Raw genomic sequence first — 19901 nt, forward strand, 5'->3', positions numbered from 1 at the left:
CCCGGCCACTGCTGGACTTCTTAGTAACCGCCCCGGTCCACAAATCCAGATGCTCGGTAATCAGCTCCCGAGCACTCACGCCGCACCTCCGCCGGTGTTCTCATCGCTGTTGTGAGAGAGCGCATCGGCCAGGATGTCCCGAAGCTGGTGGCGGATTTCCTGGATTTCGGCCTGTTGCTGTTCGTACTTAGCCAGCAGTTCGTCTGGGTCGTGGCTGACCTGTTCGCCTTTGTGGGGGTTCTTGATATCCAGGTTGTAGTTACGAGTCTTGATCTCCTCGATAGAGACCTTCCAAGCCTGGTGGGTTTCCTCGCGGCTGACGAAGCCATTATCCTCGGTGCCCCACCAGTCGATTTCGGACTGGAACTCGGCAAAGCGCATGGGCCGGGTTTTACTGTAGTTCTTCACGCCTTCCGGGTAGGGGTGTTCGTAATACCACACGCTTTCCGTAGGCTTACCCTTAGTGAAGAACAGCAGGTTGGTCTTGATGCCGGTATAAGGATTAAACACGCCGTTGGGCAGGCGCACGATAGTGTGCAGGTTGCACTCTTCCAGCAGCTTTTCTTTGAGGCGGGTTTTCATGCCTTCGCCAAATAAAAAGCCATCCGGCAACACCACGGCTGCGCGGCCTCCGTCCCTGAGTAGATGAATGAACAGAGTCATAAACAGATCAGCAGTTTCCCGGGTGCGAAAGGCGCTGGGGAAATTGGTTTCAATGCCATCTTCTTCCATGCCACCAAAAGGCGGGTTGGCAACGATGACATCCACCCGCTCTTTTGGCCCCCAGCTAATCAACGGGCGGGCCAAGGTGTTGTCGTGCTTAATCTGATCCGGCACTTCGATGCCATGCAGAATCATGTTGGTAGTGGCCAACAGGTGCGGGAGGGGCTTTTTCTCGACCCCATGAATGCTCTTCTGCAGGGTCTGTTCGTCCTGCGTCGTCTCCACGTAATGCTTGCGCTTGTGCTCGATAGTGCAGGTGAGGAAGCCTCCGGTGCCACAGGCCGGATCCATCACTTTTTCATACAGTTTCGGGTCTACTCGGTTGACCATAAATTCGGTCACCGCACGTGGTGTATAGAACTCGCCGGCGTTGCCGGCGCTTTGCAGGTCTTTGAGAATTTGCTCGTACATCCCGCCGAGTTCGTGGCGCTCGGTGGATTTATTGAAGTCGATGCCGTCCTGTAATTTGTTGATCACTTGGCGCAGTAAATGGCCAGATTTCATATAGTTGTAAGCGTCTTCAAACACGTTGCGTACTACCACGCCACGGTAGTCATCTCCTCTGGGCTGTAACTGCTGCAGGCCAGGAAAGAGCATATTATCGATAAAGTCTTTCAGCTCAATGCCGGTCATGCCTTCCGGGTTGGCAGCCCAATTACGCCAGCGCAGCGGCTCAGGAATGGGCGAGCGATAGGCGGCATCGAACATTTCCCACTCTTGCTCGCGGTCGTCAAAAATCTTCAGAAACAGCAGCCACACCAACTGACCAATACGCTGAGCGTCACCGTCCACGCCAACGTCTTTGCGCATAATGTCTTGGATGGATTTAATCGTGGTGCTAATGGCCATGGTGAATCGTTACCTATTATTAAAGTGACACAAGCATACCTGCGCGGCGAACGGCGCAGGTCGGGAAAATGGGAAGGATACCAGTCCAGACTAGGCAATTGGCCGATAAAGGGCGTTTTCTAATTCAAACAGTGCCTGGTCGTAACCTAGTTTACCGCCAAAGGCTTGCACTAGCTCCATCGGAGCGCCGATACGGCTAAAGGGCGCCAGCGTTAACACTTTTGGGTCTTCAATGGGTGCAATGCCCGCATCGGCATATTTTTCTACCAGCGACTCAAGCACTTCGCGTGCTTGGCCTTCATAGCGGGTGAAGATATCGCGCTTCTTGACTTCGTTGGCCCTCTCGCGACGAGTAAGCGGGGGGCGATCAAAGGCAATATGGCAAATAACATCGAAGGGATCTGGCTCAGCGCCCCAGGCTTTGCCTAGCTCGGCCGTCAGCTCTTCCCAGAAAACACCCTGTTCTGCCAGTTCATCAAGAATGGCCTGCTTGCGTTCCGCTTGCTGCCAACGGCGTAAAAAATCATTGAGCGTGGCGTACTGCGCTTGCACCTGTTGACGGGTATAGTCGCGCAAACTTTCTGTGATCAGTTTGCCATCTGGCCCCAGGTACTGGACTCGCTCGGCAACAATGCTGACTTCTACGTCATCTACCACATATTTACGCCGTGGCTCTGGCTTCTCGGTTGTACCGCGACCGTCACCGTCATCCGATTCCCAGATAGCGTTGTCGTCCACCTCGTACTCTGCCCAGCCCGCTTCTACGCCTTCGGTGTTTGTCTCATCCTCAGTGCTTTCTTCTTCAACCCCATACACATCGGTTTGCTCGTCTTCAGGCACGATCGGCGCGTCATCCGAGTGGGGCTGATACACCTGAACGGGCTCGCCGTCGAAGTCGGGGTCGGCGAACAGCTCGGTGGCTTTTTTGAAGTCGAGAATGGTGAACCAGTGCTTGTGATAGTCGTCGTTAATACGCGTGCCACGACCAATAATTTGTTTGAACTCGGTCATTGATTGAATGCGCTGATCGAGCACGATCAACTTGCAGGTCTGGGCATCTACCCCGGTGGTCATCAGCTTGCTGGTGGTGGCAATGACCGGGTAGCGTTCTTCCGGGTTGATAAAGTTATCCAGCTCGGCTTTGCCTTCCTGCTCGTCGCCGGTTATGCGCATTATATACTTGCGATTTTCGGCCACGCGTCTGGGGTTTAGGTTTACCAGTGCTTGGCGCATCCGCTCGGCGTGGTCGATATCTTCGCAGAACACGATGGTTTTTTGATACGGGTCAGTACTTTCCAGCAACTCGGTAATTTTGGCGGCCACCAAGGCGGTGCGTTTTCCCAGTACTAGCTGTTTATCAAAATCCTTCTGGTTATAGATGCGGTCTTCAATCTCTTGGCCAAGCTTGTCCCGCTGACCCTTGCTGGGGCGCCAGCCTTGCAGATCTTTATCGATATCTACCCGTACTACTTTGTAAGGTGCGAGAAAGCCGTCTTCGATACCCTGTTTGAGCGAGTAGGTATATAGCGGCGCACCGAAGTAGTCGATATTGGAGACCTCTTTGGTCTCCTTAGGCGTGGCGGTAAGGCCGATATGGGTCGCCGCACTGAAATAGTCCAGAATCTTGCGCCAAGCGGAATCTTCCGCCGCGCTACCCCGGTGGCACTCATCAATAACAATCAGATCAAAGAAGTCCGGTGAGAATTGTTTGTAGATGTTTTGCTCTTCCTCACTACCAGTCACGGCTTGGTAGAGCGAAAGATAAATTTCATACGACGAATCAACTGTGCGATTGGTGACCTTGGTCATCGCCTGGCCAAAGGGCTTAAAGTCATTGTTCTTGGTTTGGTCGACCAGAATATTACGGTCGGCGAGAAACAGAATTCGCTTCTTCTGGCGCGACTTCCATAGTCGCCAAATGATCTGAAAAGCGGTAAACGTTTTGCCGGTGCCTGTTGCCATGACAAGTAGAATACGATTTTGACCGCGTGCTACGGCTTCGACGGTACGGTTAATTGCTACGCGCTGGTAGTAGCGCGGTGTTCGCCCGCTGCCGTCATCATAGTAAGGCTGCTCAATAATAGGGCGAGCGTTTGGCTGAATGCCTTTGTACTGGCAATAACGTTCCCAGAGCGTTTCCGGTGAAGGAAACTCAGCCATGGTGAGCGTGGTTTCGGTTTGCTCGCTCAACCCAGTCCGGTCATGAAAAAGAAAGCCATCGCCGTTGCTGGAGAACACAAAGGGCACGTCTAGCGCGTCGCTATAAGCTAGCGCTTGCTGCATGCCATCACCCACGCGATGGCGGTTGTCTTTTGCCTCGATGACCGCGATAGGCTGATTTTTCTGATAGCTCAGCAGGTAATCCGCCCGGCGCTTTTTACCCCGCGTATGCATCCGACCACGAACGATAATCCGCCCGGCAGTGAAGGTCACCTCTTCGCGAATCTGCGTTTGGATGTCCCACCCAGTCTGCTCTAGTGCAGGGGTAATAAACTTGGTGCAAATATCGCGCTCACTGAGGGCCTTCTTATCCATAGCAGATCCTGCTCGTCTCGCGGGTTGGGCGTTGAAAACTCAAGCTTACGATACTCAGCCGACTTAAGCATCCCGTGCTAGGCTGACGTAAACTAAGGTGATGGGCCTTGGGAGGGAAAAATGAAAGTTATCGAAAAAGTAGAAGTGGATGCCGTCACCGATGTGGTCTGTGATGTATGCCTTTCCTCAACCCGCGTAGCGGATGAAGGGCTTGAATTTGCCACGCTTCAAGCACAGTGGGGCTACGGGTCTCAACACGATGGAGAGCGTTACGAATTGCATCTGTGTGAAAGCTGTTTCTTCAGCACCTTGGCTTACTTTAAGCAGGAACGCCGTGTGCAAAACTTATTCAGCGAAGATGGCTGTGCTGAGGTAGTGAAAGCGGATGGCAACTTGGGTTTAGTGGCTACCGATGACTATTTCCGTGATCAAGATAGCAAGACAGCAGATAGATAATCGCATCATGCATTGTTGCAAAGGGACAGCTGACGACCCAAAGCGGAAGTTGCGGCCAATTAGGCATGTTGGTTCGACAGTGTTATGCAGCCGGTACGATATTGATGCTTTGCTGCCGAGCTGTATTTAGTTTCACGTGATTTCAAGGGTATAGATCGTGAATGAAATGCGGTATAACCCAAATGAACGTGCCAGCGGGTCAACTCAATAAATGAGTTGGCAGTCTTATACCTGTTAAGCATACGACACTATGAATCTTGAGAGGGCGTTGAAAAGTCAGCTGGCATTGTTCACACCTTGCACAGTCATTGCATTTCGTTCAACAAGCTGCACCAGATCGCAGTGCGGCTATTTATCGACGTGGGCGGCGGTTAATTTGCGTTAGCCGATGATCTTCTCAAACTTGGCTATCAGAATTTTAGTGTTCTAGGTATTTCAAACGAAGCAATCCAAGCAACCAAGCAACGTTTCGAGACAGTCTCAAACACTGTGGAATAATTGTTCGTGGATATTACCACTCATACAACTCTGCCCAAACAGCGCTACGTTGTTTGGCATGATTGCGCAGTATTCCACTTTCTAGTTGTGCCAGGAACAGCTGTTTTAGCACGTAAACATAAACCTTGAGCAGGGTAAGTACATTACTCAGCGGACTGAAAGACACTGGGGGGAGGTGTAGCGTGCAGAAATAAGCTCTGCTCTCTTAATAAAGGAGAGCAGAGCGGTGATTTGGCATGTACATTTTGGTCCTGCCGCTAAGGGTCGGACTTGCTTGGCCTGACGAGCATTCGCTTGGATAAGCGGGAGCGCTCTTAACGTTCTACTCTGTCCAGCACTTCATGCATGCGGTCATGCGGGCTTGCCGGCGAAACGCTTTCTAATTGGGAAAAATCTCCACGTAAGGCTTTAAGCGCATAGCGTTCTTGGTCAATTTCTTTTGAAGTGCGTACGTCACGTTTACGGAAGATAACAATGGGTGGACACCATCCTTGCAATGCGTGTTGCAGCAGAAAGCCGGTTACCGCCGCAGGCAACAGGAGCCATCGCTTATCGACTAACGCCCCAAGGGCCACTCCAGCCAAGCTCAGGGTAGCCGCGTTCGCTTCCAGAGTGCGTTCAATATCCCACTCATGGTCGAGCTCGTTCAGACGCTGTTCAATTTCATGGCGATGTTGGGCAAAGTACGCGATGTTGTCTTCGGTGCGCCGCCGAATATGCTGGTTGATGCTTTCGGCAGTATTCTGCTCAACGCGTGAAGTCGTTGAAGGCAGCATGTGACCTCCTTATCCTTAAGTTAACATGTCCAAAGATATCTTTAACCAAGAGCTAACAATCTTAACGCTAATCTAGATCTACACTTTTAGTTCTATAATTCACTCTTAGCAAGCGGTGGTTTAAGCTCAAGCGCTGGTCAGCGGCTGCCTGAGAACCGCTTTGCTAACCACCACCCGCCAATCATTGCCACAAGCATCGCGACGAGAGGCGTGCTCAGTCCGACGACCGAGGCGATGGCAGGACCTGGACAGTAGCCCGAAAGCCCCCAGCCAATGCCAAAGAGCGCCGCCCCACCGAGCAAGCGGCTATCGAGTTCACGCTTGGTTGGTAGGTGGAATTTATCACCAAAAAAAGGGCTGCTCCGACGCAATACCAACCGGTAGCCGATGAAGGTAGTGATGACGGCCCCGCCCAGTACGAAGGCCAAGGTAGGGTCCCATTCGCCGGCGATATCCAGAAAGCCGAGAACACGCGCCGGATCGGTCATGCCTGAAATGGCGAGGCCGAGTCCGAACAAGAGCCCTGCGGCGTAAGCCATTAAGGTTCTCATGCCCCACCTCCTATCACATGTCGGGTGATATAGACGGTTGCCATGGCACTCAGCAAAAACGTGACGGTAGCCGCCATCGAACGCGGCGATAGACGTGACAGGCCACATACCCCATGACCACTGGTACAGCCGCTGCCGAGCCCTGTCCCGACACCCACCAACAGCCCCGCAATCAACATCAGCATCACGCCACCGGCGGGATCACCAATAACCTCATTGGGCTGTCCCACCACGTTTCCCAGACCGCCTCCCACCAGAACGAGCACAACAGGCCCGGTGACCAGGCCAACCAAGAACGCGGCCCGCCAAGCACTGTCGCCCTTTGGACGCGTCGTCACCAGCGTGCCGGCGATGCCGCTGATACCGGTGATACGTCCTAGCGTGGCCATCAACCAGGTAGCGGAAATGCCGATGAGTATACCGCCGGCCAGTCCTTGCAGATTTGAAGTCCAATCCACTTCGTTTACTCCTTAGTTTGCTGAACCCGTTGGGTGTTGGTTGCCTGAGCCAACGACGTTTTCTCTTGATGCAGGCTGCGCCAAGCATCGTAGGTACTGAGGAAGACCTCGCCGCCGAGCGCTTTCATGAAATCGGAGCCACGAAGCTTGTCCATAACCGGCCCCTTGACCTCGGCCAGATGCAGCGCCACGTCGGCATCCTTCAACCGAGCGTTGATCTCCTCTAGGCTTTCCAAGGCCGAGGCGTCGATGGTATTAACTGCCTGACACGCCAGCACGATATGCTGCAATTCGAAGTCCCGGGAAATCAAGGCCATCACGGTATCCTCAAGGTAACGGGCGTTGGCGAAATAAAGGCTTTCGTCGATGCGGAGTATGACCAGACGCTTATCGGTCTCAACGTCGTGGCGCAGGACATTTCGGAAATGCTCGCTGCCCGGGACTCGGCCGATCACGGCGCTATGGGGGCGGCTGGTACGGTAGAGATGCAAGGCGAGCGACAGCCCTACGCCGGCCAGGATACCGCTTTCCACTCCATGGCCCAGGGTGGCGATGATGGTTGCCAACATGGCTACGCCATCACTGCGGGAATAGGTCCAGTTTTTTTGCACCGCGCCCAAATCCACCAATGATAGGACGGCGACGATAATGGTTGCGGCGAGCGTGGCGATGGGGAGATAGGCGATCAACGGTGTCAGCAGCAACGCGGCCAGTGTGATGCCTATGGCCGTGAACGCACCTGCCGCCGGAGTCTGAGCGCCGGCATCGAAATTGACCACCGAACGGGCAAAGCCACCCGTCACCGGCATGCCGCCAGAGAAGGAAGACGCAATATTCGAAGTGCCAAGACCGATCAGTTCCTGGTTTGGCTCGATGCGTTGCCGACGCTTGGCGGCCAAGGTCTGACCTACCGATACTGACTCTACGAAACCGACCACGCTTATCAGCAAGGCAGCTACTAACAGTTCACGCCATAGCCCAAGGTCCATACCTGGTAAGGTAAGCGGAGGTAGACCGGCCGGTACTTCGCCCACGACGGCTACGCCGTGCTGGTCGAGCTGCCAGGCCCAACTCGCTAGGGTGGTCAGCGCCACGGCAAGAATCGGTGTTGCCTTGGACAGCATATCCGCTGAGCGTGACGGCAGGCCTAGCGACAGGAGCCCTAGCTTTAACCAACGCCGGGCAGCATAAAGAAAGGCCAGCACACCTAAACCGATGGCAAGAGTAATGCCATGGAGGCTTCCTACGTTTCCCCACAGATCGCCCAGCAATTCGATCATGTTGTGACCCGAGGCTTCCACCCCCAGTAAGTGTCGGGCCTGACCGATCGCGATGAGCAGCCCCGAGGCGGTGATGAATCCGGATATCACGGGATGACTGAGAAAATTGGCCAAGAAGCCCAGTCGCGCCACCCCCATGAGGATGAGAAGCAAACCAGACATCAGTGCCAGTACCAGTGCAGCACCCAAGTATTCCGGCGACCCTTGCGGGGCGACGCGACCGATGGCCACCGCTGTCATCAGTGAGACTACTGCCACTGGCCCTACGGCAAGGGTGCGGCTGGTCCCGAAAATAGCATAAACGAACAGCGGAGCGATGCTTGCATAAAGCCCCACCTCGGGGGGAAGGCCCGCCAGCATGGCGTATGCTAGCGACTGCGGGATCAGCATGACGGTCACGATTACCGCTGCCAACAGGTCACTGGCCAACGTATCGCGTCTATAGCCGGGTAGCCACTGGAGGATGGGCAGATAATGCTTCAGGTTGGCCATAGCACGCTCACGACCCAGAATCACCCTTTGCCTGATGGGCTTGTTGTTCAAGCCTGTCGCGCAAGGGCTCCAAGTCATAGCCAGCCGCATTGGCTGATCCGATCAGCTCGGATACCGGACGCTGCGGGGCGAGTGATAATGCCCACAAATGGGCCACGCGTTTTCCCGTTCGGCAGAAGCCGAGCACGGGGGCCTTTGCAGAATGCAGCACATCTGAATAGGCGTCGATGTCCGCCTTTGCGTATTCCCCAGGCTTTACGGGAACTTCATGCCAGGCCATGCCCAGTGATTTGGCCTTAGCCTTGAGGGCATCGGGATCCGGCTGGTCATCACTTTCCCCGCGCGGGCGATTGGAGATAATGGTGCGGAACCCTTGTTCGGCAAGCTGTTCAAGTTCGTCGAGGCGAGGTTGTGCTGCCACGTAAAGGCGATCATCGAGTGGTTTGATATCCATAGGTTACCTCCTTGGTCGCTTTAGGAACGCGCCTCATCATCCCAGGCGGCCCCCGGTAGAGCATCGAGGGGAATCTTCAGGTAACGACGACCATTATCCTCTGGCTCTGGCAGGTCGCCGCCCCGGATATTGACTTGCAAAGCGTGCAGGATCAGTTTCGGCATGGGCAGCTTGGCGTCACGTTCGTTACGCAAAGCGATGAAGCTTTCCGCTGTCGGGCTGTCTTGGAGATGAATATTGGTTTCGCGCTGGACACTCACCGTGCTTTCCCACTCTGGCTCGCGATCGCCGGGCATGTAGTCGTGACCGGTAAAGAGCCGAGTGTCGTCCGGCAGTGCCAGGATGGCCTGAATGGAATCCCACAGTTTGTGAGCATTGCCCCCAGGGAAATCGGCACGGGCCGTACCACCATCCGGCTGAAACAGCGTGTCGTGCACGAACGCCGCATCGCCGATGACGTAGGTGATCGACGCCTTGGTATGGCCGGGCGAGAACATAATCCGGCCTTCTATCTCGCCCACGTGGAAAGTATCGCCCTCTACAAAAAGGTGGTCCCACTGTCGGCCGTCATCCGGAAAGTCGGGCCAGTTGTATATATCCTTCCATAGCGCTTGCACTTGCGTAACGTAAGCTCCTATAGCCGTTGGTGCCCCTGTCTTTTCCTTAAGATACTGTGCTGCCGAAAAATGGTCGGCGTGTGGATGCGTATCGAGTATCCAGTCAACGATGAGCCCCTCCCGTGCGACGTAATCTAGTAACTCATCAGCATGGTGGGTTGCAGTGGTCCCTGACTTCTCATCAAAGTCCAGGACAGGGTCAAGGATGGCACAGCGCCGTGTCGCAGGGTCACTGATAATATATTGAACGCTTGAGGTTCTTTGATCGTAAAAGCCGGCCACGTCCGGCCTGCCTGGTGAGTGTCGGAAATTACGCATATTCTTCCTCATTCTCCATTTTAGTTACAAGCCTAGACCATATTGGAATAACAAGAAAACAATGAAACATGTTTATACAAACATCAAGTAAAAGTGACATCTCCCCCTCTGATTGGGTTGCGCTACACTTTAGATTTCGATCCTACTAGCAAGGAGCACGGACATGCATGAGCGTTAGCACACAACAGTTCATAGGTCTCTTGGGTGAAGCAGATGCGGGGCTGCCTATTAATGAGCCATACCGTCGGCATGGTTTCTCGGAAGCAAGTTATTACTTATGGTGCAGCGAATTGGGTGGAATGAGCTAGCCAGATTCCAAGCGACTCAACGAACTCGAAGTCGCGAAGACAAGATTAAAGAAGCTTTTCACTGAGTCGCTACTGGAGATGATTGCCGCTAGCCACCGGGCTATTTAACTTCTGCCCAGCTTATAAATTAATAGGCATTAATACATGTAAAATTTAATAGTGCCTATTAAGCAAACAAAACCATAGAAAAAGCGCTTGCCATGTTTATTGGGGCAAGCGCTTTTTTACATATGCGCGCTAAAAAATTCCCATGTAACAAGCTAATTACTTAATGCTAGATAAAATTCCATATACAGAACAGCTACTTAGTCATTTAACATTAAGAGAGCATTAAGCGATATATCATAACACATTGACACGTATCAACTTTCTACCTTGAGCAAAGGCGTAATCTAAGGGTATTCCGACATTCGCCCTGCGAATGCCGTTTAATTCGCCAAGGAGGCGCTATGGACGCAATACGTCGCTCGCTCTTGGGTCAAATGGCACGCTTAAGTGCAGGCGCTGCGCTGATGCCGTTTTCAAGCCTTGCCCAAGCTGGCATTAATCAGCAACCTGCCCGCCGCGAAGGCGACCCAACTAAACGCTACGGTATGCTTATCGACTTACGCCAGTGCATCGGCTGCCAAGCCTGTACGGTGTCGTGTCATATCGAAAACGCTGCACCGCTGGGACAGTTTCGCACCACGGTCTCCCAGTATGAAGTACAGCATCAGGAAAGCGGCGAATTAGCCACCTTTATGCTGCCCCGGCTGTGTAACCACTGTGAAAACCCACCCTGCGTCCCGGTCTGCCCTGTAGAAGCCACTTACCAGCAGCAGGATGGCATTGTGGTGGTCGATAGCGACCGCTGCGTAGGGTGTGCCTATTGCGTCAATGCTTGCCCCTACGATGCTCGCTTTATTAACCAACGCACTCAAACCGCCGACAAGTGCACCTTCTGTGCCCATCGTCTAGAAGCCGGACTATTGCCCGCTTGCGTTGAGAGCTGCGTAGGCGGTGCCCGCGTGATTGGAGATATGCGCGATCCTCAAAGCCAAATCAGCCGCATGATTCATGAACATCGCGATGCATTGATGGTGCTACAACCAGAAAAAAACACCCTTCCTCAGGTGTTCTACCTAGGCATGGATGAGCGCTTCACCACGCGTCCTAAGGCCGAGCCCGTTGCGCTCGAAGTACTCGACCCCCACGGTCAGGAGATGGGCTATGAATTCCACCATTGAGCTACTGGCACCGCGCTATGACATCGCCTGGTACCCGTGGGCGGTTCAGTACTTTTTTATGATTGCGGTTTCCTACGCCAGCCTATGGCTAGCCGCCCCAGCACTGGTATTCGGTAAAAAAACCTGGCTGCCTACCGCACGTCTGGCGCTAATCGCTTGCGTTAGCACTACGCTAGTGGCGCCCGTTGCGTTACTCGCGGATTTGCACCAGCCACTGCGGTTCTGGCACTTCTACGCTTACGCCAATAGCCACTCGTGGATGTCGATTGGCAGCGTTGTTCTGCCGCTTTATTTGGTTAGCGTGCTTGGCCTTGCTTGGTTGGCATGGCGGCCCGCGCTGCAGGCACAGTGCGGCACTCCAGGACTCGGTGGCATGCTAGCCACCTGGCTTTCACTGGGCAGTGGCACAACGCCACGAGCAATAGTCGCGGTGGTAGGTCTGGCTGCGCTGGGGCTTTCCAGCGGCATTATGCTTTACACCGGTGCGGAACTAGCAATCGTAAAGGCCCGTCCGCTTTGGAACACCGTGTGGCTACCGCCCATGCTGGCGACCACCGGATTTATCGCCGCCTCCGGTCTGGTGTTAGTGCTGAACAGGGTTAGTGGGCTTTGTTCGCAAACCGCTATACGACAGATGCTGTATGTGCTGCTAGTGGCCTGTGCGCTAGCAGGATTGATCGCGCTTAGCTGGTTTTTAGATGGCGTAAATGCCCACGTAGGCTCAGTCGCCACCGCGCTGGAATCCGTGCGCCATAGCGCCTCGTGGCGCAACACTGCCCTCTGGGGAGGCATTACCGGCATCGCGCTGTTTGCCGCCGTGTTGTATTTATTGACTCGCCCTACCCTGCGCCAGCCCGGGCCGAGCGGCGCTCCAACCTCTAGCCAGCCAGCACTGTTTGCCTGGGCATGGTTGCTAGGCCTCGTCGCCATACACATGGGCTGGATGTTTCGCTGGGTGGTACTGATGGATGTTCAGCATGTGGCGCGCAATAGTGCCGGATTTCACCACTATGGTATTCCCGCCGGCTCTTCCGGCATTTTAGGCATTGTTGGCACCTTCGGTCTCTGGCTCGCCGTTATTCTCCTGATTGAACTGTTTATTCCCTGGCGACAGGCCCAACAAGGCGGCCTTATAGCAATGCCAACCCACGCTGCCCAAGATGCTTCTACTCATCCTCTCACCGCTAAAAAAGGAGCGTCTAGTCATGTCTAAGTCTGCTCAAGACCCGTCACGCCGCCGTTTTCTAAAAGGCGCTGCCGCCGCTGGTGGTGCAGCCACCTTTGCCGTGGGCTATGCCGACCCACTGGCAAAAATGGCCAAGGGCATTACCGGTAGCGCGGGTGAAAAACCCAGGCACAATATTCATGGCAACTCGCTGACCCCAGAATACCGCGTCGATTTAGACACTGGCGAACTCACCTTAACCCCCGGCCAGCGAGTCGCCTTCACTATTTGTTACGGCTGTACTACTCGATGCGGCGTGAGAGTGAGGGTCGATGACACCCTTGGCGAAGTACTGCGGGTATCAGGCAATCCCTACCACCCGCTGTCCGCCGACGACCATTTACCTATGCGTACACCGGTGGCGGATGCACTGCGTAGTGTTAGCGCCTATGGTGAACAGGGTCAGATAAACCGCTCCACCGCCTGCGCCCGTGGCAACGCCATGATGAGCCAAATTACCAACCCTTTCCGAGTCGACAACTGCCTGAAACGAGTAGGTGAACGTGGTAGCCGTCAATGGCAGAAAATCTCCTTTGAGCAGCTAATTGAAGAAATCTGCGAAGGCGGCGACCTGTTTAACGAAGGCCACGTTGATGGACTGCGCGATATTCGCGATCACGACACCCTGATTGACCCTGACAACCCTGAATATGGCCCCAAGGCCAACCAATTAATGGTGATGGAAGCCACTGACTACGGGCGTTCAGACCTACTCAAGCGCTTTACCCTCAATGCCTTTGCTACCCGCAATTATGGTCACCATGGCGCTTACTGTGGTTTGGCTTTCCGCATGGGATCTGGCGCGGTGATGAACAATATTGTCACCAACGCCCACGTTAAGCCAGATATCCAAAACGCACGCTTCATCATGTATATCGGCTGTGCGCCCAGCCAAGCGGGCAACCCGTTTAAACGCCAAGGCCGCTTGATTGCCCAAGCCCGTGCAGCCGGTACGTTGGAGTACGTGGTGGTCGACCCAGCGCTCAATGCCGCCACCTCCCACGCAGCCGACAACAACCGCTGGGTGCCTATTCGTCCTGGGACAGACAGCGCTTTTGCCATGGCAATCATCCAGTGGCTACTCGACAACCAAGGCTATGCTAGTGACTTCCTAGCTCTGCCCGGCCAAGCCGCCGCCAATGCAGCGGGCGAAACCACCCACTCCAACGCCACTCATTTGGTGATTGACACCTATGAACACCCCCGCAGAGGTTATTTTCTTCGCGCCAGCGACCTGGGCCTAGCGGAAGCGGATAACGATGCTGACTCGCCGATGGTAGTCGCCAATGGCGAACTCGCGCTAAGCGAAGAGGTGATGACCGCCGAGCTCTTTGCCGAACGTCCGGTTGAGCTTGCCGATGGCACCACCGTGACCGTCAAAAGCAGCCTGACGTTGCTAAGCGAATCTGCCCACGAGTACGACCTAGACACCTATGCCGAGCATTGTGGCATTCCCAAGGCGACGATTATTGAATTGGCCAGCCGCTATGCCAGCCATGGCAGAAAAGCCGCTGTTAACTGTCACGGCGGCATGATGTCGGGTAACGGTTTCTACGCCGCGTTCAGCGTGCAAATGCTGAACTTACTGGCGGGCAACTACAACATGAAGGGTGGCAGCGCCGTGGGCGGCGGCACTTACAGCGGTACCGGCGAGGGCCCACGCTACGACTTAGCCAACTTTCCTGGTAAGCGCGCACCTCAGGGGGTATTTCTATCCCGCTCGCGCTTCCCCTACGAAAAGTCTTCCGAGTATCAGCGCAAAGTCGCCGCAGGCGAAAATCCTTACCCGGCTAGAGCGCCGTGGCGCTCGTTGGCACCGCCGACACTCACAGAGCACCTACCCTCTGCACTAGATAGCTATCCTTACCCCATCAAAGCGGTGATTGGCTGTATGGCCAACCCGATTTATGGTCAGGCCGGTCTGAAAAGCGTCATTGTCGACAAGCTGAAGGACCCTAAGCGTCTAGGGCTCTTTGTCGCCGTGGATGGCTTTATCAATGAAACCAACCGCTACGCCGACTACATCGTGCCTGATTCCGTGATGTACGAGGTGTGGGGGTTTACTGGCGCGTGGAAAGGCACCCTCGGCAAACTAACCACCGCCTGCTGGCCCGTAGTTGAGCCACGCCAGCAAAAAACCGCCGAGGGAGAACCGGTGTCAATGGACAGCTTCTTTATTGCCGTGGCCAAGCGCCTGGGTCTGCCCGGCTTTGGCGACAACGCAATTCCCGATGCCCAAGGAAATCTGCACCCGCTCAATCGCGCTGAGGATTACTACCTGCGAGCCGCGGCCAATATCGCTTTTCAAGAAGAGCCACTGCCAGAAGCAGATGACGCTGATATTGCTCATGGAGGCATTGCCCCACTGCTGCCTAAAATCGCAAGAACGCTAAAATCTGATGAACGCGCTAGAGTTGCCTATCTCTATGCCCGGGGTGGACGCTTTGAAGATGCCAGCGAGCACTTCATCGGTGAAAAATTGAAATACCAGTGGAAGCAAACGCTGTGTGTTTACAACGAATCGGTAGGCACCAGTATTGATACCACTAATGGCCTGCCCAATAGCGGCGTCCCCTGCCATAAGCTGCCTCAGATGGCGAACAAGCAACCTATGCGCGAGATATTTTCTGAGCAGGAGTGGCCGCTGCTAGCCTTCTCGTTCAAATCCAATCTGATGAACTCTTACGCCATTGGGAGTGAGCGGCTACGTATGATCAAGCCTTATAACCCGATACAAATGCACCGCCAAGACGCCGAGCGCTTTGGTATCCAGCACGGTGATACCATTCGCATAGAAAGCCCTGGCGGAAGCGTTGTGGGATTGGCACTAGTCAGTGAAAGCGTAATACCTGGCGCCCTGGGCATTGAGCACGGCTATGGCCACAAGGATTTAGGTGCCACGCCACATGTCATCGACGGGGTATCCCAGCCGGATATGCCCTGGATGCGTGCAGGTATCAATATTAATGACCTAGGCTTTCAAGACCCCACACGGAAAGTAGATGGCACTTGGCTAGAGCCAATCAGTGGGGCCAGCGTGCGCCAAGGCTTACCAGTAAAAGTTAGACGAGTCTAACCAATGCAGAGCAATAGAATATATACAGCTAGCTTTACAAATTTGGAATGAAAAAAACAAGGACGCCCTCATGAGCTTCTAAGGGTGTCCGCTAAGGCTGTAGTGGTCAATTAAAACTGGCCAACGGTTTATAGTTAACTCAGTATTTTTTCTCTGCCTGGTTCGGACACTTATCAACTTGACTAGAAACGCAACATTTTAACTGTCACTTATCTGCTAATTGCTGGCGATATGGTCGTTATATTCATTCATGAGTGGGTGCTCGGAGGAATTGTTGGCCTATTAGGCCGTAGCCACAGGCATGATCTTGTGTCATCAGATGACGAGGTTCAAAGGTCCAAAAGTGGTGGAGCCTAAATGCCCTAGATAGGGAACCATCTTTAAGTACACGGCTCATCCAGCCCAGACTCCCATAAGCAGCCAGCACGAATAGTCAGCGAGCTGGTTACAGTGCTGGGCTGGCTACTGTGACTTCTCTAGGGCTTTGGAGCGTTCGGCTCGTCCAAGGTGTCGTTCAAAAATTGACTAGCCATAGCCTAGAGCTTGCCGATCCTTTCAAACATCCTAAATCAAACAATGAGAGTGTACCTTGTGAGGCCTCCGTGCTTAATGCATTTAGCAAAGTTGAAATTACACGCGATGATCTGTCTTAAAGCCTAATTTTAACTAACACTCTGCAAAGAGTTTCTCGCTGCTTACCACCATACTTTATTCCCTTTGAATGCCCCATTTATTCCTGAAGAACGCTGTAAATGATGCCTTGTATGGATGGCAGGGGAATCCCAGGATACAGTAAACCCTGCGACGGACGTGACGGCATCACTTATGAAAGCCCTTGGCCACATTGAACCCATAACAACCGCTAAAATTTACTAAAAAGTGGGTTAAATTAGCGGCTCTATACGTCCACTACCTCTTTTAAGCGCTTTCTGCATCACTTCATAATCAATGTTTGAGCGCTTTTGTTCCGGCAGTTCGTCAGCTTTGTTAACGATATTCAGCAAGTCGCTTATGCTCGTTTCTTGTTCATTACGCGAAGTAAATGCCTGCAAGTACGGCAAGTGGTCGGCGTCCCAGCCAAGCTTGATCGGCTCATCGATAATATTGACCTGGGTACCGTTGGGTATTTGCTCAAATACGGCTTTAATATCGTCGGGGTGCATACGGATACAACCTCGACTGGCGCGCATGCCAATGCCATCTGGTTGGTTCGTGCCATGAATTAAATAACCAGGAATATCCAATAAGATGGCGTGCTGACCGAGGGGATTGTCGGGCCCTGGCGGAACAACGTCAGGCGGTGGGTCGCCGCGTTCAGCCGCTTCCTGACGAACGGATTCGGGTGGATACCAAGCGGGATCCTCAAGGCGCATAGTGGTTTTAGTAATCCCCAATGGTGTATCGAATCCATCGCGGCCAATGCCAATGGGGTAGGTCTCGACGCGAGGTGTTTCTCCATCTTGCACCTCGGGATAGTAGTAAAGCCGCAGCTCCGCGATATTGATAACCACTCCCTTACGCTCCACATCTGGCAGTATGTGCTGCGCCGGAATCTGAACCTGCGTTCCTTTCCCAGGAACCCAAAGACTGATGTCAGGATTGGCCCTTCGAATTTCTTCGTAGCCGACACCGTGTGTGTGAGCAATATCGAGCAGGATATCCGCCTCGTCCTCTACACTGACAGTGTAGGTCTCACCCACGATGTTACCGGCTTCAGGCAAAGGGTAATGCCCTAGTGGTCGTGATGTCTCGGCTACAGCCGATAATGAAATAAGCCACAATGCCATCATGAATGCGCAGCGAAGCAGACGACCACCGCATGTAGTTTTTACAAAGCAAGAGCTCATAAGAAACGTTACTCACTATACGACTAAAAACTCATTAGGCATGATGAACATTAACTGTAAATGAAGCGCTGATAATGGCGGCTGTTCGCGTTGAGTGATGCCGTCTAGTTGATGGTTTGAACAGTTTCGATCTGTCGGCTGTAAAATGGAGGCTGCCTCATATTAACTTCATCCCCGAATGGCATACTGCTGATAGAAAACACTTTCTATGCCTTTGCGGAGTAAGTATGCGGGTATTACTGGTCGAAGATGATGCCCCGGTAGCGGCTGGCGTCGAAGCAGGATTGGCGCTGAGCGGCTTTGTGGTTGATACCGTCACCACCCTGGATGCTGCGAAAGGTGCGCTAGCCACAATTAACTACGATGCTGTTATTCTCGACCGTCGGTTGCCCGATGGAGATGGCTTGACGTTATTGAAGCATTGGCGTCATGCGAGCGTGGCGACGCCAGTGCTGATGCTAACGGCTCGAGATGCGGTAGCGAACCGCGTCGAGGGCCTTCAGGGAGGCGCAGACGACTATTTGATCAAGCCGTTTGATCTTGACGAGTTAACGGCCCGGCTCCAATCGCTTTTACGCCGTTCGGCAGGGCAAGTGGATCACGCCATTCGTCACGGTAGCCTGGCATTAGACCCCGTTACACGTAGCGTCACGCTTGATGGAGAACCCGTCGTCCTATTACGACGCGAGTTAATGCTGCTGGAAGCACTGATTCGAGCTCGCGGGCGAATTCTGAGCGCCGATCAATTGAAGGACTGCCTTTACGGTATTGATGATGAGATCGAAAGCAATGCGCTTAATGTGCACATCTACCAACTGCGTCGCAAGCTGGGGCGCAACGTGATCGAAACCGTGCGAGGTGTGGGTTATCGACTTGGCAAATACAACAGTGATGCGACCTCATGAATCTGCGCTTACGTCTGGTTGCTACACTTGGAATTACGTTAACGCTGCTGTGGGGTATTACGGCAGCATGGTCAATGCGCGACCTGTCGACCCAGCTTGAGCATTCACTTGACCAGCGTCTGGCGCAATCGGCGCGAATGGTGGCTGGTTTGTTGGATCGCGTGCCTACAACGTCTTGGAACAGTGAAGAAGATGGAACGTCAGCTATTCCCTCACTCGATGGTCTTGCTTGTCGGGTATCGTCACTTCGTGGCCAAGTGGTGGCGGGTACGCACCCTGAGATGAACGATGTACTTGCTGTCGAGGCTGAGGGGTATCGTTATCGCGAGCACAACGGGCAGCGCTGGCGAGTTTACACGTTAGTTGATAACGACAAGCGTATTACGGTGGCAGATCGTCTGAAAGAGAGAGAAGCACTGCTGCAGCAGGTTCGCCGGGCCGCGCTTTACCCATTTCTACTGGCGCTGGTGGGCAGTCTTGTTGCGCTATGGTGGGGGGTAACACGAGGACTTTCGCCGCTTGCCAAGTTACAACAACGACTTATCCTGCGCGAACACAATGACCTTTCGACACTACCTCTTCATGGGTTGCCTGGTGAAATCCGCCCGCTGATCGATAGTTTCAATACGCTACTGGCACGAACGCGTCGTATGCTCGAATTGGAGCAGCGCTTTACCGACGATGCCGCCCACGAACTTCGAACACCGTTAACTGCCATTCGCACACATCTGCAAATCGCGAGGCGTGTTGACGGTCACCAGCAGTACGAAGCGATGCAGCAAGCTGAAGCTGGGGTAGATCGACTAACGAAAACGCTTGGTCAGCTTTTGCTATTGGCGAGAATGGAAAGTGAGGACATCACACTTGCCCGTCGTCCTGACCCTACTCCTCTTGGGGGGGCACTGGTGACTGCGATGACTGAAACCGGTAGCCGCGATCATTGTCATTATCCCCAAGGCGTTAACCAAGTACATGTCGCCCTAACTGAGTCGCTTCTAGTGACGGTTCTACGCAACCTGCTCGAAAATGCGATGCGTCACGGCGCACTCGGTGCGCCGATAGAGATTTCCGTACAGGAATCAGAGGGAATGGCAGTCATCGATATTACTAGTCAAGGTGAAACCATTGCTTCCGAACACCTCTCTCGACTGACGGAGCGCTTTCACCGGGGAGATCATCCTAAAGGCAGTGGTTTGGGTCTTTCGATCGTCGAGGCGATTGTCACCCGGGCAGGAGGCCGGGTGACGTTCGCGTCTGGCAATGGTGTTGGGCTAAAGGTGACGCTTCAATTGCCTTCGGGTTGAACC

At 53.8% G+C, this 19901-nt stretch carries 16 protein-coding genes and 1 pseudogene; 8 read left to right on the forward strand and 9 right to left on the reverse strand.

Going from position 1 to position 19901, the window contains the following annotated elements; genetic code table 11:
• Positions 1 to 75: 75 nt before the first annotated feature.
• Both HALTITAN_RS02400 and hsdR read right to left on the reverse strand, forming a co-directional pair.
• Entirely contained in the window at positions 76 to 1572 is a 1497-nt protein-coding gene (locus tag HALTITAN_RS02400; protein ID WP_009286133.1) for a type I restriction-modification system subunit M, read from the reverse strand.
• Between the two features lie 90 nt (positions 1573 to 1662).
• Positions 1663 to 4107 (reverse strand): EcoAI/FtnUII family type I restriction enzme subunit R, encoded by a 2445-nt coding sequence (gene hsdR, locus HALTITAN_RS02405; protein WP_009286134.1) that lies wholly within the window; start codon positions 4105 to 4107, stop codon positions 1663 to 1665.
• Positions 4108 to 4227: 120 nt separating this feature from the next.
• Between hsdR and HALTITAN_RS02410 the strand changes: the two genes are divergently transcribed.
• Positions 4228 to 4563 (forward strand): hypothetical protein, encoded by a 336-nt coding sequence (locus HALTITAN_RS02410; RefSeq protein WP_039857561.1) that lies wholly within the window; start codon positions 4228 to 4230, stop codon positions 4561 to 4563.
• A gap of 812 nt (positions 4564 to 5375) precedes the next feature.
• Here HALTITAN_RS02410 and HALTITAN_RS02415 read toward each other — a convergent pair.
• From HALTITAN_RS02415 to HALTITAN_RS02440, 6 genes are all read right to left on the reverse strand, one after another.
• A complete protein-coding gene (locus HALTITAN_RS02415; protein WP_039857563.1) occupies positions 5376 to 5837 on the reverse strand; it encodes a DUF2892 domain-containing protein in 462 nt (153 codons plus the stop codon).
• 137 nt (positions 5838 to 5974) lie between these two features.
• Positions 5975 to 6388: a DUF6691 family protein gene (locus HALTITAN_RS02420; protein WP_039857564.1), complete on the reverse strand. Its 414-nt coding sequence runs from the start codon at positions 6386 to 6388 to the stop codon at positions 5975 to 5977.
• The gene (locus HALTITAN_RS02425; RefSeq protein WP_039857566.1) at positions 6385 to 6846 is read right to left on the reverse strand and encodes a YeeE/YedE family protein; all 462 of its coding nucleotides are present in this window, start codon (positions 6844 to 6846) and stop codon (positions 6385 to 6387) included. Before HALTITAN_RS02425 ends, HALTITAN_RS02420 begins: the two co-directional genes overlap by 4 nt.
• Before the next feature lie 5 nt (positions 6847 to 6851).
• Positions 6852 to 8618 (reverse strand): SulP family inorganic anion transporter, encoded by a 1767-nt coding sequence (locus HALTITAN_RS02430; protein ID WP_039857567.1) that lies wholly within the window; start codon positions 8616 to 8618, stop codon positions 6852 to 6854.
• A gap of 7 nt (positions 8619 to 8625) precedes the next feature.
• Positions 8626 to 9072 (reverse strand): protein tyrosine phosphatase family protein, encoded by a 447-nt coding sequence (locus HALTITAN_RS02435; RefSeq protein ID WP_039857569.1) that lies wholly within the window; start codon positions 9070 to 9072, stop codon positions 8626 to 8628.
• A 20-nt stretch (positions 9073 to 9092) separates the two neighbouring features.
• On the reverse strand, positions 9093 to 10007 hold the full coding sequence (locus HALTITAN_RS02440; RefSeq protein ID WP_039857571.1) for an MBL fold metallo-hydrolase: 915 nt from the start codon (positions 10005 to 10007) through the stop codon (positions 9093 to 9095).
• A gap of 167 nt (positions 10008 to 10174) precedes the next feature.
• Here HALTITAN_RS02440 and HALTITAN_RS26290 point away from each other — a divergent pair.
• The 5 genes and pseudogenes from HALTITAN_RS26290 to HALTITAN_RS02455 form a co-directional block, all read left to right on the forward strand.
• Positions 10175 to 10393, forward strand: a pseudogene (locus tag HALTITAN_RS26290) (transposase); the annotation flags it as partial.
• Between the two features lie 4 nt (positions 10394 to 10397).
• Positions 10398 to 10472: a YgaP family membrane protein gene (locus tag HALTITAN_RS24660; RefSeq protein ID WP_083868688.1), complete on the forward strand. Its 75-nt coding sequence runs from the start codon at positions 10398 to 10400 to the stop codon at positions 10470 to 10472.
• A 292-nt stretch (positions 10473 to 10764) separates the two neighbouring features.
• The gene (dsrO, locus tag HALTITAN_RS02445) at positions 10765 to 11541 is read left to right on the forward strand and encodes a sulfate reduction electron transfer complex DsrMKJOP subunit DsrO (RefSeq protein WP_039857572.1); all 777 of its coding nucleotides are present in this window, start codon (positions 10765 to 10767) and stop codon (positions 11539 to 11541) included.
• Complete coding sequence (nrfD, locus tag HALTITAN_RS02450; RefSeq protein ID WP_039857574.1) at positions 11525 to 12754, forward strand: NrfD/PsrC family molybdoenzyme membrane anchor subunit; 1230 nt, start codon at positions 11525 to 11527, stop codon at positions 12752 to 12754. Before dsrO ends, nrfD begins: the two co-directional genes overlap by 17 nt.
• Positions 12747 to 15842: a molybdopterin dinucleotide binding domain-containing protein gene (locus tag HALTITAN_RS02455; RefSeq protein ID WP_039857575.1), complete on the forward strand. Its 3096-nt coding sequence runs from the start codon at positions 12747 to 12749 to the stop codon at positions 15840 to 15842. Before nrfD ends, HALTITAN_RS02455 begins: the two co-directional genes overlap by 8 nt.
• A gap of 884 nt (positions 15843 to 16726) precedes the next feature.
• Here HALTITAN_RS02455 and HALTITAN_RS02460 read toward each other — a convergent pair.
• Positions 16727 to 17563 (reverse strand): L,D-transpeptidase family protein, encoded by an 837-nt coding sequence (locus HALTITAN_RS02460; RefSeq protein ID WP_338074264.1) that lies wholly within the window; start codon positions 17561 to 17563, stop codon positions 16727 to 16729.
• A gap of 353 nt (positions 17564 to 17916) precedes the next feature.
• Here HALTITAN_RS02460 and HALTITAN_RS02465 point away from each other — a divergent pair, with 353 nt between their 5' ends.
• Both HALTITAN_RS02465 and HALTITAN_RS02470 read left to right on the forward strand, forming a co-directional pair.
• Complete coding sequence (locus HALTITAN_RS02465) at positions 17917 to 18594, forward strand: response regulator (RefSeq protein ID WP_039857579.1); 678 nt, start codon at positions 17917 to 17919, stop codon at positions 18592 to 18594.
• Positions 18591 to 19898 (forward strand): ATP-binding protein, encoded by a 1308-nt coding sequence (locus HALTITAN_RS02470; RefSeq protein ID WP_009286137.1) that lies wholly within the window; start codon positions 18591 to 18593, stop codon positions 19896 to 19898. The genes HALTITAN_RS02465 and HALTITAN_RS02470 overlap by 4 nt, the downstream gene beginning before the upstream one ends.
• Positions 19899 to 19901: the final 3 nt, after the last annotated feature.

Origin of the sequence: Vreelandella titanicae BH1, assembly GCF_000336575.1 — a bacterium.
GTDB lineage: Bacteria > Pseudomonadota > Gammaproteobacteria > Pseudomonadales > Halomonadaceae > Vreelandella > Vreelandella titanicae.